Annotated in this window: 13 protein-coding genes; 3 read left to right on the top strand and 10 right to left on the bottom strand. The window is 73.3% G+C overall.

All coding sequences use genetic code 11. The features are described 5' to 3' along the window. Window positions 1–10 precede the first annotated feature (10 nt). Window positions 11–754, bottom strand: a complete 744-nt coding sequence (locus ACWDYJ_RS02105) for a ZIP family metal transporter (RefSeq protein ID WP_451563510.1) — start codon at window positions 752–754, stop codon at window positions 11–13. Between the two features lie 203 nt (window positions 755–957). Between ACWDYJ_RS02105 and cobC the strand changes: the two genes are divergently transcribed. Both cobC and ACWDYJ_RS02095 read left to right on the top strand, forming a co-directional pair. Next, on the top strand, window positions 958–2,367 hold the full coding sequence (gene cobC, locus ACWDYJ_RS02100; RefSeq protein WP_451563581.1) for an Rv2231c family pyridoxal phosphate-dependent protein CobC: 1,410 nt from the start codon (window positions 958–960) through the stop codon (window positions 2,365–2,367). A gap of 118 nt (window positions 2,368–2,485) precedes the next feature. After that, entirely contained in the window at window positions 2,486–3,724 is a 1,239-nt protein-coding gene (locus ACWDYJ_RS02095) for a CapA family protein (protein WP_451563509.1), read from the top strand. A gap of 33 nt (window positions 3,725–3,757) precedes the next feature. Here the strand turns inward: ACWDYJ_RS02095 and ACWDYJ_RS02090 are convergent, their stop codons facing one another. Both ACWDYJ_RS02090 and ACWDYJ_RS02085 read right to left on the bottom strand, forming a co-directional pair. Further along, complete coding sequence (locus tag ACWDYJ_RS02090; protein WP_451563508.1) at window positions 3,758–4,702, bottom strand: SCO1860 family LAETG-anchored protein; 945 nt, start codon at window positions 4,700–4,702, stop codon at window positions 3,758–3,760. A 301-nt stretch (window positions 4,703–5,003) separates the two neighbouring features. Next, window positions 5,004–6,110 (bottom strand): amidohydrolase family protein, encoded by a 1,107-nt coding sequence (locus ACWDYJ_RS02085; RefSeq protein ID WP_451563507.1) that lies wholly within the window; start codon window positions 6,108–6,110, stop codon window positions 5,004–5,006. A 64-nt stretch (window positions 6,111–6,174) separates the two neighbouring features. Here ACWDYJ_RS02085 and ACWDYJ_RS02080 point away from each other — a divergent pair, with 64 nt between their 5' ends. Next, window positions 6,175–7,257, top strand: a complete 1,083-nt coding sequence (locus ACWDYJ_RS02080; RefSeq protein WP_451563506.1) for a pyridoxal-phosphate-dependent aminotransferase family protein — start codon at window positions 6,175–6,177, stop codon at window positions 7,255–7,257. Between the two features lie 35 nt (window positions 7,258–7,292). Here the strand turns inward: ACWDYJ_RS02080 and ACWDYJ_RS02075 are convergent, their stop codons facing one another. The 7 genes from ACWDYJ_RS02075 to ACWDYJ_RS02045 form a co-directional block, all read right to left on the bottom strand. Continuing rightward, entirely contained in the window at window positions 7,293–8,351 is a 1,059-nt protein-coding gene (locus tag ACWDYJ_RS02075; protein WP_451563505.1) for an aminotransferase class V-fold PLP-dependent enzyme, read from the bottom strand. Between the two features lie 408 nt (window positions 8,352–8,759). Continuing rightward, entirely contained in the window at window positions 8,760–8,963 is a 204-nt protein-coding gene (locus ACWDYJ_RS02070) for an antitoxin (RefSeq protein ID WP_451563504.1), read from the bottom strand. Window positions 8,964–9,676: 713 nt separating this feature from the next. Then, a complete protein-coding gene (locus ACWDYJ_RS02065) occupies window positions 9,677–10,177 on the bottom strand; it encodes an N-acetyltransferase family protein (RefSeq protein WP_451563503.1) in 501 nt (166 codons plus the stop codon). A gap of 52 nt (window positions 10,178–10,229) precedes the next feature. Continuing rightward, on the bottom strand, window positions 10,230–11,678 hold the full coding sequence (locus ACWDYJ_RS02060; protein WP_451563502.1) for a peptidoglycan D,D-transpeptidase FtsI family protein: 1,449 nt from the start codon (window positions 11,676–11,678) through the stop codon (window positions 10,230–10,232). Between the two features lie 62 nt (window positions 11,679–11,740). Further along, window positions 11,741–12,406, bottom strand: a complete 666-nt coding sequence (locus tag ACWDYJ_RS02055) for a response regulator transcription factor (RefSeq protein ID WP_451563501.1) — start codon at window positions 12,404–12,406, stop codon at window positions 11,741–11,743. Continuing rightward, on the bottom strand, window positions 12,403–13,644 hold the full coding sequence (locus ACWDYJ_RS02050; protein WP_451563500.1) for a sensor histidine kinase: 1,242 nt from the start codon (window positions 13,642–13,644) through the stop codon (window positions 12,403–12,405). The genes ACWDYJ_RS02055 and ACWDYJ_RS02050 overlap by 4 nt, the downstream gene beginning before the upstream one ends. A 127-nt stretch (window positions 13,645–13,771) precedes the next feature. After that, complete coding sequence (locus tag ACWDYJ_RS02045) at window positions 13,772–14,755, bottom strand: hypothetical protein (protein ID WP_451563499.1); 984 nt, start codon at window positions 14,753–14,755, stop codon at window positions 13,772–13,774. Window positions 14,756–14,798 lie beyond the last annotated feature (43 nt).

The following is a 14,798-nucleotide window of genomic DNA, read 5'->3' as shown; positions in this document are numbered from 1 at the left end:
CCCGGTGAGTTCACTCCGCGAGGCCGACCACGAGCCAGATCCCGGCCACCCCTCCCACCGTGCACATCAGCGTGGACAGAGCGGGGTGTTCGTGGTGCGCCTCGGGCAGGATCTCGGCGGCGGCGAGGTACAGCAGCACGCCGCCGAAGAAGCCGAGGTAGGCCCCGAGCGGTTCCTCCGGAAGGGTGAACAGCAGAGTGGACGCGGCGCCCACGACCGGGGCCAGCGCGTCCGCGAAGAGCATCATCAGGGCCTTGCGGCGGGCGTTCCCGTAGAGCCGGGTGAGTGTGTACGTGTTGAACCCGTCGGCGAAGTCGTGGGTGATGACGGCCAGCGCGACGGCCACCCCCATCCCCCCGCCGACTTGAAAGGCGGCGCCCAGCGCCACCCCGTCGGCCAGGCTGTGGCCGACCATCGCGGCGGCCGCCGTGAGCCCGACCTGCGGGACGCGCTCGCCTCCGCCGGCCTTCGGCCGGGGGTGCGCCCCGTGCGCGGCCCGGCGTACGGCCAGCAGGCGCTCCACGCCGTGGGCGGCCAGGAAGCCGGCCACGAAGAGCAGCAGGGCGAACGGGACGCCGAAGATCTCGTCGCCCGCCGCGTGCAGCGCCTCCGGGAGCAGGTCGAGGCCCACCACGCCGAGCATCAGCCCGCCGGCCAGGCCCAGCACGAGGTGGCGGCGGTCGGTGACGCGTTGCGCCGTCCAGCCGCCTGCCAGCGTCATCAGGAACGCGCCCAACGCCACGATCACCGCCATGTGCCCCTGAATACAGACTGCCGGTCGTCCGCGCACTTCCGCCCGCGGGTGGCGGACGACACCGTGTTGACGACGGACAGCCGACGGACACGACGACGGACACGACGACGGATGCGACGACAGGTACGACGGGCGGTACGAACGGACACGCGCCGCGTACGGGCGACGGTGACTACGGAGGGAGGGCACCGGTGGGCGAGTACGTGACGCGGCTGGTGGTCGGGGTCGGCGGCCGGGCGGGGGTTTCCGTGGCGGAGGTCTGCGCGCTGGTCGAGGAGACGCTGCGGGGGGCCGGTTTGGCCACCGAGGCGGTGACGGCGCTGGCCACGGTGGAGTCGAAGGTACGGGAGGCTGGCCTCGCGGGGGCGGCGAAACGTTTCGGCGTGCCCTTGATCGGCTACCCCGCCGAAGAGCTCGCGCGGATCCCCGTACCGCACCCCTCGGGGGCCGTACGCGACGCCGCCGGAACCTCCTCGGTGGCGGAGGCGGCGGCGCTGGCGGGCGGCGGGGAACTCCTCGTGCCCAAACGCCGGTCGGTGGCGGCGACCTGCGCCGTGGCCACCGCGCAGGTGCACGACCTGCGCCATCACGGGGACGCGGAGGTGATGGACGCGGGCGGTGCGCTCGTGGACCTCGCCGTGAACGTACGGGCGGACACGCCCCCGGAGTGGCTCAAGCAGCGGATCGCCGCTTCGCTCGGGGACCTCGCCGCGTACCCCGACGGCCGGACGGCCCGCGCGGCCGTGGCGGACCGGCACGGGCTGCCGGTCGAGCGGGTGCTGTTGACGGCCGGGGCGGCGGAGGCCTTCGTACTGATCGCGCGGGCGCTGGACGCCGTACGCCCCGTGGTGGTGCATCCGCAGTTCACCGAGCCGGAGGCCGCCCTGCGCGATGCCGGCCACCGGGTGGAACGGGTGGTGCTGCGGGCGGCGGACGGGTTCCGGCTGGACCCGGCGGCGGTGCCCGAGGACGCGGACCTGGTGGTGATCGGAAACCCCACCAACCCGACCTCCGTCCTGCACCCGGCGGCCACTCTGGCCGCGCTGGCCCGCCCCGGCCGGATCCTGGTCGTGGACGAGGCGTTCATGGACGCCGTCCCGGGCGAGCGGGAGGCCCTGGCCGGGCGGCTGGACGTGCCGGGTCTGGTGGTGCTGCGGAGCCTGACCAAGACGTGGGGGCTCGCGGGGCTGCGGATCGGCTACGTACTGGCGGAGCCGGAGGTGATCGCCAAGCTGGCCGCCGCCCAGCCGCTGTGGCCCGTGTCCACCCCGGCCCTGGTCGCGGCCGAGGCCTGCCTGGCTCCGGCGGCGCTGGCCGAGGCGGAGGCCGCCGCGCGGCAGATCGCGGTGGACCGGGCCCATCTGCTGGCCGGGCTCGCGGAGTTCGACGAGGTCACGGTGGTCGGGGAGGCGCAGGGGCCGTTCGTCCTGATCCAGGTGGCGGGCGCGATGGAGGTCCGGACCCGGCTGCGCGCCCTGGGCTTCGCGGTCCGGCGTGGGGACACCTTCCCGGGACTCGACCCCTCCTGGCTGCGGCTCGCGGTCCGCGACCGGGCGACGACGGGCCGTCTGCTCCAGGCACTGGACCACGCCCTCGCGCTGGCCGCGCGATGACCTGACCCCCCGGGCCGCCCGGTCCGGGCCCCGCACGGCCCCGGCGGGGTGCCTACGATGGCGGCTGCGGGCGGGGGTATCCGAAGTCCCCGACGGCGTGTGACAACAGGGGGCGGCGATGAGGGCATCCGCGCGGATGGTGGCGGCGGTGGCCGGGCTGGCGGTCGTGGGCGGCGGGATCTACGCCGTGCCACGGCTGCTCGACGCGGGAGTCCGGGCCGCCACGGAGCAGCGGCTCCAGGGCAAGCCGGACGCCGGCCCCGGGAAGCCGGGCGCCGCCCCCGCGCCCGCCGGGCGGCCGTTCACGCTGGTGGCGACCGGCGACATCATTCCGTACCCCTCGATCATCCAGCGGTCGGCCGCCGACGCGGAGAAGGCGGGCAAGGCGGGCGAGTACGACTTCCGGGAGATACTCGCGGGGGTCAAACCCCTGGTGTCCGCCGCCGATCTGGCGATGTGCCACCACGAGATACCGTACGGCCGGCCCGGCGGCCCCTACACCGGATACCCGACCTTCAAGGCCCCGCACCAACTGGCCGACGCCCTCAAGGACGCCGGGTACGACAGCTGTTCCACCGCCTCGAACCACACCCTGGACGACGGCTACGAGGGCCTGTCCCGCACCCTCGACCACCTCGACCGGGTCGGGATCCCCCACGTCGGCTCCGCCCGCAGCGCCGAGGAGGCCAAGGCGCCGACGCTGCTCGCGGCCGGCGGCGCGAAGGTCGCCCAGCTGTCGTACACGTACGGCACGAACGGCATCCCGCTCCCCCAGGACAAGCCCTGGGCGGTCAACCTCATCGACGAGGGCCGGATCATCTCCGACGCCCGCGCGGCCCGGGCCGCCGGCGCGCACGTGGTGGTGCTCAGCATCCACTGGGGCACCGAGTGGCAGACAGCGCCCGACCAGCAGCAACGCGAACTGGCACAGGCGCTGACCGCCTCACGCTCGACCGACGGACTGTCCGACATCGATCTGATCATCGGCACGCACAACCACGTGCCGCAGCCCTACGAGAAGATCAACGGGACGTGGGTGGTCTTCGGCATGGGCGACCAGGTCGCCAGCTTCGTACCGGCCGACAAACTGCGCGGCAACCAGTCCTCGGTGCCCCGCTTCACCTTCGCCCCGGCCGCCGCGCATCCGGGCCGCTGGGAGGTGGTGAAGGCCGAGTACCTCACGCAGTACTCGGACATGGGACCGCCCTTCCGGGTCGTCTGCGCCTCGTGCAAGGCCTCCGACACCGCCCTGCCTGCGGCCAAGCGCACCGAGTACGCCCGTATCGACCGCCAGGTCAGTGACGCCGTAATGTCACGTGGCGCAGCCGCCCACGGGCTGGAGCACGCCACGCGCTGAGCCGTTCACGCTGAGCCGTTCACGCTGAGCCGTTCACAAACCCTGCGAGGCCTTGGCGCGCCGGGTCAGGACGAGCGCCCCCGCACCCGTGCCGAGCAGGAGCAGCGCGCCGCCCGCCACGTACGGTGTCACCGAACCGGCCCCGGTCTCGGCGAGGTTGGCCTGCGTGGCGGTGGCACCGGTCCCCGAGGCGGTGGTGCTCGTCCCGGTCTGCGGCTTGAGGTCGGGCTTCGCCGACGGACTCGCCGACGGGCTCGGCGCCGGGCCCGCCGGGGAGGTGCAGTGCGCCTCGGCGAGCACGATCTCGCCCTCGACCTGCGCCACGTTCAGGTTCAGCGGGTTCACCGAGACCTTCAGCCGCAGCGCGGCCGCCGCTGCCGTGGTGGAGGTGGTCCGCGTACCGGACAACTCCAGGCTGACCAGGCCCACACCGGGTACCTCGACCTTGGTGGGACCGCCCGCGGACAGGGTGACCCTCTTGCCGAGCGCGGTCACCGTCCCGAGGACGTTCGAGCTGGCCACCGGCTTCTTGCCGGCCTCGCAGACGGCCTTGGAGGTGACCTTCTCGACCTCGATGAGGGAGAGCGCGGGCAGTCCCGGCACGTGCACCCTGGCCTTGGCCAGGTTCGCCTCTGCCTCGGCGCGGTGCTTGTCGGCGCTCGCCCGTGAGGTGGCGACGTCAGCCCGCAGTACGTTGACCGGCTTGCCGTGCTCGACTCCGTCGAGCGTCACGGCGAGGGCGGTCTTCTGCGCCGCCTCGGGGGCGCTGACCTCGTTGAGAGTGGCCTTCAGCGGCACGTGCACGGCCTTGTTGAGCAGGCCCACGTCCAGTCCGGCCCGCAGGACGACGGCGCCGGAGCTGCCCTCGCTCCCGGCGCCGGCACCGCCCGTGGCGGCGGCGGGCGGCGCGGCGAGCAGGGCGACCGCGCCCGCGGCGAGCAGGGCGGCCGCGGGCATGCGGAAGGTGTTGCTGTTCAAGGTGGTGGAACCCCCAGGGAGATGGGTGCCGTCGCGCCGCCAATGGGGGACATCGCGCGCGCCGACGGCTTCGACCCTCGGAATCTTTACGCACTGAGAGTGAACGGGTGGCAACCTGAGGTGAGTTCACCCCAAAGGGTGGTTTCCACGCATGTATTCGATTTTCCTCGCCTCACACGGCACGTAAGTCTCCCTCGCCCCAACTCCGAGGCGGCCCGGGCCCGGGACCGGGCATTTTCAACGATGGACAACGATGGACGGAGGGCTGACGTCACGCCCCGTCAACACGACTCCCCCGCCGCTACGCCCGCACCTTGCCGTTCACGACCACCCGGTCCGGCCGCGCCAGCACCCGTACGTCGGCCCGCGGATCGGCGCCGTAGACCACGAGGTCCGCCGGCGCCCCCTCGGTCAGACCGGGCCTGCCGAGCCACTCGCGGGCCGCCCAGGCCGTCGCCGAGAGGGCCTTGAGCGGCGGGATCCCGGCCTTCACCAGTTCCGCGACCTCGGCGGCGACCAGGCCGTGCGGCAGGGAGCCTCCCGCGTCGGTGCCGACGTAGACCTCGATGCCCGCGTCGTAGGCCGCCCGGACGGTGTCGTAGCGCCGCGCGTGCAGCCGCCGCATGTGCGCCGACCAGTTCGGGAACTTCGCCTCGCCGCCCGCCGCCAGCTTCGGGAACGTCGCGGTGTTCACGAGCGTCGGGACGATCGCGACCCCGCGCTCCGCGAACAGCGGGATGGTGTCCTCGGTGAGGCCGGTGGCGTGCTCGACGCAGTCGATGCCCGCCTCGACCAGGTCGCGCAGCGACTCCTCGGCGAAGCAGTGCGCGGTGACCCGGGCGCCGAGCCGGTGCGCCTCGGCGATGGCCGCCTCGACCTCGCCGCGCGGCCAGCAGGCCGCCAGGTCGCCGGCCTCGCGGTCGATCCAGTCCCCCACCAGCTTGACCCAGCCGTCGCCGCGCCGCGCCTCGCGGCCGACGTACGCGACGAGGTCGGCGGGCTCGATCTCGTGGGCGTAGTTGCGGATGTAGCGCCGGGTGCGGGCGATGTGCCGGCCCGCGCGGATGATCTTCGGGAGGTCCTCGCGGTCGTCGATCCAGCGGGTGTCCGAGGGGGATCCGGCGTCGCGGATGAGGAGGGTGCCGGCGTCGCGGTCGGTGAGCGCCTGGCGTTCGGCGGTCGGGGCGTCGACCGGGCCGTGACTGTCCAGTCCCACGTGACAGTGCGCGTCGACCAGGCCGGGCAGCACCCAGCCGGTGACCGTGGTGATCTCACGGGCGGTGCGCGGCGGCTCGTAGGAGATGCGGCCGCCGACGATCCAGAGCTCGTCGCGCACCTCGTCGGGCCCGACGAGCACCCGCCCCTTCACGTGCATGGCGTCCCCGGCGATTACCTCGACATCGGTCATGTCGGCACTGTACGTGCGTGCTGGGTACGCTCGACCGGTAGCCCCTGACAAAGAGAGCAGCGCCTTGAACCACTCCCTCCTGGACCTTCCGCCGCTCACCGCCGAGCGCTTCGCCTCGATCGAGCGCGGGGTCGCCGACCTGCTCTTCACCCGGCAGGACGTGGTGATCACGCAGGGGGAGGCGCTGCTGCCGCTGGAGGCGTGCATCCGGTCGGGGGCTCGGCCCGGATCGACGGCGCTGAACATCGTCACGGGGCCCTACGGGACGACCTTCGGCAACTGGCTGCGCGACTGCGGGGCGAGCGTGGTGGACCTGACGGTGCCCTTCGACACGGCGGTGACGGCGGAGCAGGTCGCCAAGGCCCTGTCCGCCCACCCGGAGATCGACTTCGTCTCGCTGGTGCACGCGGAGGCGGCGACCGGTAACACGAACCCGGTCGCGGAGATCGGTGACGTTGTACGGTCACATGGCGCATTGTTCATGCTCGACGCGGTCGCCTCCGTGGGAGCCGAGCCGCTGCTGACGGACGCCTGGGGCGTGGACCTGTGCGTGATCGGCGCGCAGAAGGCGATGGGCGGCCCGGCGGGCGTCTCGGCGGTATCGGTCTCGGACCGCGCGTGGGCCCGCTTCGCCGAGAACCCGGCGGCTCCGCGCCGCTCGTACCTCTCCCTCCTGGACTGGAAGGAGCGCTGGATCGACAGCGGGCGCACGACCCTTCCGCACGCGCCCGCGCAGTTGGAGATGCTGGCGCTGGAGGCCTGTCTGGACCGGATCGCGGCCGAGGGCCTGCCCCTGGTCATGGCCCGCCACACGGCTGCCGCGACGGCGACCCGCGCGGGCGCGGTGGCGCTGGGCATCGCCCCGTACGTGGGCCGGGCCGCGGAGGCCGCCCCCGTGGCCACCACCCTGCGCGTCGCGGACGCCTCGCTGGTGGTGGCCAAGGCCCTCGCGGTGGACCCGGCCGCACCGCTCGCGGCGGGCGGCGGCGCCCTGGCCGGGGAGATGGTCCGGGTCAACCACTACGGCCGGGCGGCCTCGCTGCCCGTCGTCCGGGCCTCACTGAGGGCCCTCGCGACCGCCCTCGGGAGCGAGCCCGGCCCGGCCCTGGCCGCGGCGGACGCGGCCTGGGAGGCCACGCTGCACTGACCCGTCGGGCCGGGCCCGGCCCGAGAGGGACCGGTTCAGTCCGACAGGGCGTCCAGCAGCCGGTCGACGTCCGCCTCCGTGGTGTAGAGGTGGAAGGAGGCCCGCAGTGCGCCCGCCCGCGCGGAGGTGGCGATCCCGGCCGCCTCGAGGACGGGCTGCCGCTCGGCGAGACCCGGCACCGCGACGATCGCCCCCTCGCCGGGCACGGGCTCGTGGCCGAGGCGGGCGAGGCCGGCCCGGTAGCGGGCGGCCAGGGCGGTGTCGTGGGCGTGGACGGCCCCGATGCCGATCCGCTCCAGCAGGGCCAGGGAGGGCTCGGCCGCGCGGTAGGGGAGGAAGGCCGGTGACTCGTCGAACCGTCGTGCGTCGGCGGCGAGTTGGAGCATCGGGCCGTAGGTGGCGTCCCACATCGACTCCGCCGCCACCCACCCGGCGTGCAGCGGGACCAAGTCCTCCTGGGCCTCCTCGGAGACGGTCAGGAACGACACTCCGCGCGAGCCCAGCAGCCACTTGTACCCGGCGGTGACCGTGTACTCGTACGGCGAGGCGTCGAAGGGCAGCCAGCCCGCCGCCTGCGTCGCGTCCACCAGCATCCGGGCGCCGCACGCGACCGTCGCCGCGCGCACCGCGGCCAGGTCGGCGATGCGCCCGTCCGCGGACTGCACGGCGCTCAGCGACACCAGGGCGGTCTCCGGGCCGACGGCCTCGGCGAGGGACTCCAGCGGCGCGAAGCGCACCTTGAGGTCGCCCCGCACCACGAAGGGGTTCATCACGGAGGCGAAGTCGCCCTCGGGGACGAGGACTTCGGCGCCGGCCGGCAGAGCCGCGGCGATCAGGCCGACGTGGGTGGCCACGGCCGAACCGACGGCCACCCTCCCGGCGGGAACGCCGACCAGCCGCGCGAAGGCGGCCCGGACCCGGTTCACGCTGTCGAAGTCGCCGAATCCGGCGGGGACCCCGGCACCCGCGGCCTCGACCTGGTCCCGTACCGCCGCGACGGCGGAACGCGGCAGAATCCCGACATTGGCGGTGTTGAGATAGACGGTGGAATGGGCGAACTCGGCGCGGGCCTCTTCGGCGAGCAGAAGATCCATGCCGTCACTCTGCGCCAGACCCTGCCCAAAGTCCATTGCCCGGTTCTGCGTGCCGGACCAAAGGAACCCTTATGTCTGTGGAACGGCGCAGGCCCCGCCCGGCCCGCTGGGGCTGTGGGAAGCGGCAACCCGGGCCGCTGGGGTGTGCGACGCAGCCGGCGAACAAGTGACCGTCCGACACGTCTGGTTCGAGCAGCGCAGCGCAAGCAAGCCGCATGCGCGCCGCGCGGGAAAGGCATCCACGCGCCCCGCCGTTACCGGGGTGCCGCTGGTCGTGAGGCAGAGCGCGGGGACTGCACCGCCCATGAGTAACCCAACCTCCGGGTACGCCGAAGGGGGTTGCAAGCGCGTGCAGGCCCCGTGCCCGGACCGGTTTGCGGCCTCGGTACGCAGATCCGGAAGCTCGTTTCAGCGTTGGGGCGGACGCCCCTCCCCGGAGGTGGGGGGCTCGTTGCCGATCTGCTCGTTGAGCTTCTGCTGTGCCGTGTCGACCTGGCTCTGGTACTTGTTCCCAGTCTTCGCGTCGAAGGCATCTCCGGCCTTCTCGACTCCTTGGCGGGCCTGGTCAGGGTGTCCCTTGATCAGGCCTTTGAGCTTGTCGAGCATGGACATGAGCCGTCCTCTCTACGGAATGCCTGTCACTTCCAGCTTCTCCGCAAAAACCGGTGTCCGCACCTGGGCGACAGCAGGTCCCGGTTCGAGTCCCGGGGCGGGCACGGTGAAGCGGAACCTCAGGTTTACGAGGGTCGGGCGAGCGTCCGTGCTCGGCGGAAGCGCCGGCAGCTCCTCGCGGGCGGCGACGATGCGGCTCGCCGGCTCCGGCGGATGATCCGCAAGGCAGGGCGTTGGCGCTGTGAACGGTGCCACCGCATGAAGACCCGCGAGGGCTTGGGGGCGAAGTCGGCCCCGTTCTAGGAGGTCGTGCAGGTGGTCGCGGGGGCCAGCGCTCCGACCAGCCCGGCGCAGACGTTGCCGTTGTTGGCGAGGTTGAGCAGGCCGTTCTGGTTCTGCATGGTGGAGGACCACTTCCAAGTCCAGTCACCTGGTGCCTGGGTCGAGGACCCTTGCGCAGCGGGAACGAAGGGGTCGTCAGCGCTGGCAGGCGTAACGAGGGCGCCGAGGAGCACGGCTGACCCGAGGGCGGCAGCGGCAAGTACACGCTTGGTGTTGTTCATGCCCTGCCAACGATCTTGAGCCGTTCGGGTAACGAACGGCGGGATCGACACAGACGGGACCACTCAACCGCTCCCGCACCGCCGAGAAGGGCATGTACGGGGCAGGCGTGCGGGTGGTCGGTGAGACGTGGTACCGGTGGTTGCCGCGTCTCATTCCCCGGACGGGTCGGGCGCGGGGGCGAGGTGCAGCCAGAGGGTGCGGTGGGTGCCTGTGGGGGTGGCCGCGGGGGCGGGGCGCCAGCCGTGGGCGGCGTAGAAGGCCTGGGCGCGGTGGTTGTGCTCGTAGACCTCCAGCCGGACCCGGTCGGCTCCGGCGCGGCGCCAGGCGTCGACGCAGGCTGCGTGCAGGGCGGTCCCGGTGCCGCGGCGCCAGTGGGCGGGGTCGACGTGGAGCTGGGTGAGGGTGGTCTCGCCGTCGGCGGTGAGGAAGGCGGCGACACCGTTGACCCGGCCGTCCTGCTCGGCGCAGAGCACCGCGCCGGCGGCGGCGGGGCGTGCGACGGCACGGGCCCAGGCCTCACGGGTCCGGATGAGCCCGACCTCGCCGCCGTAGGTGTCCTCGGGGACGCGGCCCTCGTAGTACGTGGCGCGGGCCCGTATGTGGAGGGCGGCGATGGCGTCGAGGTCCGAGGGGCGTGCGGTTCTGATCACGGAAGGGAAAACGCGCCCGGAACCGGTGCGGTTCCGGGCGCTTCCCGCGCGGCTACCTCTTCAGCCACGCCGCCATCATCTTCTGGGCGATGGGGGCGGCCAGCTTGCCGCCGCCGATCTCGGAGCGGTCGGTGTCCGAGTTCTCGATCATCACCGCGACGGCGATCTGCTTGCCGCCGAGCTTTCCGTACGAGGTGAACCAGGCGAGCGGCGCCATGCTGTTGTTCACGCCGCGCTGGGCGGTGCCCGTCTTGCCGCCCACCTCGGCGCCCGGCACCAGCGCGGGCTTGCCGCCGCCGTCGGTGGCGACCGTCCGCATGGCGTCCTGGAGCATCGAGGCGGTCTTCGGACTCAGCACCTGCTGGGACTTCGGGTTCTTCAGGCTCTCCAGCACGTTGCCGTTGGCGTCGGTCACCTCGGATACCAGGTGCGGGGCGAGCAGTTTGCCGCCGTTCTGGATCGCGGCGGTCACCATCGTGATCTGGAGCGGGGTGGCCTGTACGTCGAACTGGCCGATACCGGTCTGCGCGACCTGGTCCACCGACATCTTCTTCGACGGGTACTTGCTCGGCGGGTTGGTGCGGACCGGGGTGTCGATCTGCACGTTGAAGCCGAGCTTCTCGGCCGTCGCGCGCATCTTGTCCTGGCCCAGCTTGGAGGCGAGTTCCGCGAAGACGTTGTTGCAGGACAGCTTCATGGCGGTGCGGGCCGAGACGTTGTTGCAGGCCGCGTCACCCGCCTCGCTGGGCAGGTTGGTCCGCGTGCCGGGGATCGTGTACGGGGCCGGGATGCCGGTCTGCCGGTCGATGTCGGAGACCAGCCCGTGTTCGATCGCCGCCGCGAGGGTGACCAGCTTGAAGGTGGAGCCGGGGGCCTGCGGCTTGCGCAGCGCCACGTTCTCCATGGCCTTGCCCTTGTCGGCGGACAGCTCCTGCCAGGCCTCCGCGTCGTTGGCTCCCGCGATGCGGCCCGGGTCGTAGGAGGGGTTGTTGACGACGGCGAGGATCTCGCCGGTCGCCGGGTCGATGGCCACGGCGGCGCCCTGCTTGCCCTGGAGGGCGTCGTAGGCGGCCTTCTGGACGTCCCTGTCGATGGTGGTCAGCACGTTGCCCGGGGCCGCCCGCTTGTTGGTGAGCAGGTCCATGACCGTCTTGAGCCGGCTGTCGGAGCCGTTGAGGATGTCCTTGTAGACGCCCTCCAGCATGCTCGTGCCGTAGGCCTGGGAGCTGTAGCCGGTGATCGGCGCGTAGAGCGGGCCGTCGGTGTAGGTGCGCTTGTACGCGAAGTCCTTGCCGCCCGTCTTCGTCGAGCCGGTGATCGCCTCCCCGCCCACGATGATGTTCCCCAGCGGGTTCTCGTACTGCCCGATGAGGTTGCGCCGGTTGTGCTTGTCGTCTGCGAGGGCCTGGCCTTGATACGCCTGCACCCAGGTGACCCGCACCAGCAGGGCCAGCACCAGAAGCAGACAGAAGACCGACGCACGCCTGATCGTCTTGTTCATCTCCCGGAAGGACGCCTCAGCGGCCCCGGCCGTTCCGCTCTGCCCCGGTTGTGGCCGGGTTCTCAGCCTTTCTTCATGAGGAAGCCTCCCTCGTAGGCCGCGATGACCGCCTGGGTGCGGTCCCGGGAACCGGTCTTGGCGAGGACGGCGGCCACATGCGTCTTGACAGTCTGCGGACCGACGCCGAGCCGCTCGCTCATCTCGTGGTTGGACAGGCCGGTGGCCATCAGGCGCAGCACGTCGGCCTCACGGTCCGTGAGCCGGGCCGCCCAGGGCGGGGCGGTGGCCGGGTGGGCGCCGTGGTGGGCGGCGGCCAGGGTGCGGACGGCGGCCGGGAAGAGCAGCGAGTCCCCGCGGGCGACGAGGCGGACCGCGCCGATCAGCTCATCGGGGTCGGCCCGCTTGAGGAGGAACCCGGCGGCGCCGGCGCGCAACGCGTCGTAGACGTAGGCGTCGTTCTCGAAGGTGGTGACGACGACGATCCGGGGCGGCTCGGCCATGGTGGCGAGGATCTGCTCGGTGGCCCGGATGCCGTCGATCTCCGGCATCCGGACGTCCATCAGCACCACGTCGGGGGCCAGCGAACGGACCAGGGAGACGGCTTCGGCGCCGGACGCGGCCTCGCCGACGACCTCCAGATCGGGTTCGGCGTCGAGGATGACCCGCAGGGCGGTACGGACCATCCGCTCGTCGTCCGCGATGACGACGCGCAGCGGCGGCCGGCTCATCGCCCGCCCCCGCCGAGCGGCAGGACCGCGCGCAGCCGCCATTGCCCTTCGGCCGGTCCGGCCTCGACGCGGCCGCCGAGCAGCGCGGCCCGCTCGGCGGCGCCGCGCAGTCCGCGGCCTCCGGTGGTGCGCGGCTCCCCACCCTCGTGGAGGAGGGGGGAGGCCGCCTGCGGGTTGGTCATGGTGATCTCCAGTTCACGGTGTCCGCCGGGTGTGTGGACGAGGATCCGCAGGGCGATGGGGCCCGACCCGTGGCGCAGGGCGTTGCTCAGGCCCTCCTGGACGATGCGGTACGCCTCGCGGGAGGCGATCGCCGGGAGCTGGGCCCAGTCTCCGGCCGGGCCCGGGTCCTCGTCGGCGGTGACGGTGGTGCCGCCGGCCCGCGTACGGGCGAGCAGCCCGTCGAGGTCGGCGGCCAGGGTCGGGGCGGGCGCGGCGTCGGCCCGCGCCGGGTCCCCGTCCCGCAGCAGCCCCAGTACGGCGTCCAGCTCGCCCACCGTGCGCCGGGTGGTGTCCTCGATCGCGGCGAGGGCTTCGCGCACGAACTCCCGGTCGCTGTCGAGCACCCGCCGCGCCGCGCCCGCCTGGAGGGTGACGGCGCTCAGCGCGTGCCCGACGGCGTCGTGCAGCTCCCGGGCCAGGCGGTTGCGCACCGCCAGGTCGGCGGCCCGTTCCTCGGCCGCGGCCAGCCGGTCCGCCGAAGTCGGCCCGAGCAGTACGGGTGCCAGCCGGGCCAGCAGCGCCCCCGCCCCGGCGGCGCAGAGGACCAGCGCGCCCAGCAGCCCCGCGCCGAGCACGGGGGCCACGTAGGGCTCGGCCTCGGCGGCGAACCAGCCCAGTCCGAGCCCGGATTCCCGCAGCGTGTCCGAGAGCGGCAGCACGATCAGCACCACCGCCATGGGCGGGACCGCGAGGCTGACCCCGCTGACCAGCGCGCCGACCCCCAGGTGCAGGGTCCACCAGGCCGAGGCCCGCCACCGGGCCGCCCAGGACCGGGCCGGCCCCTCGGCCAGCCGCTCCCCCGGCACCCCGCACATGGCCCGTACGGCGACCACCGACAGCGGCCTCACCGGGCCGAACACCGCGGTGGCGGCGGCCAGCGGCAGGGCGGCGGCGTACGCGGCGAGGGACAGCGGGAAGGAATCCAGGGCGTTGGCCCCGCCGGCGGCAATGCCGACCACGACCTGGGTGAGCAGGAAGTACGGCATCAGCAGGGCCCCGCCGAGTATCAGGTGCACCCACCGCGACCGGGCCCGCGCCCCCACCAGCCGCCCGAGAAGACGCCGTACAGGCCCCGGCCCGTCCGTCCCGCCCGGTCCCCGACCGCTCACGCCGCGCTGCCGTCGCCCGCCCACGCGCCCCTCCTCAGGCCGCGCGACGGGAGTTGAGGTACCGGGTGAGGACGGCGGCCGCGAGCAATCCGGTGATCATCTGACCAGCGTAGATCAGGAAGTTCACTCCGGTGGGGCCTTCGTCCGGGCCGAAGTCGGGCCCCAGTGCGGCGATCAGCAGCCACATCCCCCAGCTCAGCGTCGCGGCCGACCCGATCCACGTGAGGGCCAGCGGCCACCTGGCCCGTCCTGCCCCGCCGCGGGCCAGCAGCAGCGCCCCCGCGGCGGCGGCCAGCGCGCATATCCCGTGGGCCGCCGACACCACACCCCTCTCAGCCGAGTAGAGCGCCGCCTGCCGGACGCTCAGCCCGGCGCTGCCCCCGAAGGCCCAGTAGGCATGCGCCGCGCCCACCACGACACCGGCCACCCCAGCGGCTCCCGCCACCACCCCCGTGGGAGACGGGAGCCGCTGTCCCGGCGCGCCCCGCCAGCGCCCGCCCCAGCGCTCCCGCGCATAGGGGACGAACAGCCCGGCCAGGGCGAGTCCTTGGATCGTGAACCCCCCGTAGACGGCGCTGAACACCCACGGGTCGAGGAAGGGCTCCTGCGCCGCCTTCGCGGCCTCCCCCTCCCCCAGGCCCAGCGCCTTGAGGAGCATCTGGCCCGGGAACCCGATGAGGATCGGAGTGAGCAGGCCGGAGGCGACGAAGACCGGGACGGTCAACAGCCAGGCCGGTATCCGCATTCCCCAGGGCCGGGTGAGGACCAGCACGAGCAGGATCACGCAGGCGTCCATGGCCAGCGTCACCGCATTCGCCACGATGAAGAACGGCCCGGGGTCCAACAGCACACTGCCCTCTGGTATCCCGAGGCGGCTCCCGGCCAGCCAGGCCGTCTTGAGGGTCAGGTAGGGCACTGTGGCGGCCAGGGCCGCGACCCGCAGGATCCGCCGGCCGGCCCCCAGTGCGGGGGCCGACGGCTGCGTCGCGTACGTCACGGGGACGGCTCGTTCGGTCATGACCCAACAGTCCCGTGCGCGCCGCGCCGCCGCCTCCCCCACG

The sequence above is a fragment of the Streptomyces sp. NPDC003042 genome, from assembly GCF_053591315.1.
Note: the sequence above shows the minus strand (reverse complement) of the source record. Positions and strands in the feature narration are given on the sequence as shown.

Coding starts and splice junctions, on each gene's coding strand:
- ACWDYJ_RS02085 (WP_451563507.1), bottom strand. CDS start 6,110: ATGACCGATGTCGAGGTAATCGCCGGGGACGCCATGCACGTGAAGGGG.
- ACWDYJ_RS02060 (WP_451563502.1), bottom strand. CDS start 11,678: ATGAACAAGACGATCAGGCGTGCGTCGGTCTTCTGTCTGCTTCTGGTG.
- ACWDYJ_RS02070 (WP_451563504.1), bottom strand. CDS start 8,963: ATGTCCATGCTCGACAAGCTCAAAGGCCTGATCAAGGGACACCCTGAC.
- ACWDYJ_RS02095 (WP_451563509.1), top strand. CDS start 2,486: ATGAGGGCATCCGCGCGGATGGTGGCGGCGGTGGCCGGGCTGGCGGTC.
- ACWDYJ_RS02045 (WP_451563499.1), bottom strand. CDS start 14,755: ATGACCGAACGAGCCGTCCCCGTGACGTACGCGACGCAGCCGTCGGCC.
- ACWDYJ_RS02055 (WP_451563501.1), bottom strand. CDS start 12,406: ATGAGCCGGCCGCCGCTGCGCGTCGTCATCGCGGACGACGAGCGGATG.
- ACWDYJ_RS02105 (WP_451563510.1), bottom strand. CDS start 754: ATGGCGGTGATCGTGGCGTTGGGCGCGTTCCTGATGACGCTGGCAGGC.
- ACWDYJ_RS02075 (WP_451563505.1), bottom strand. CDS start 8,351: ATGGATCTTCTGCTCGCCGAAGAGGCCCGCGCCGAGTTCGCCCATTCC.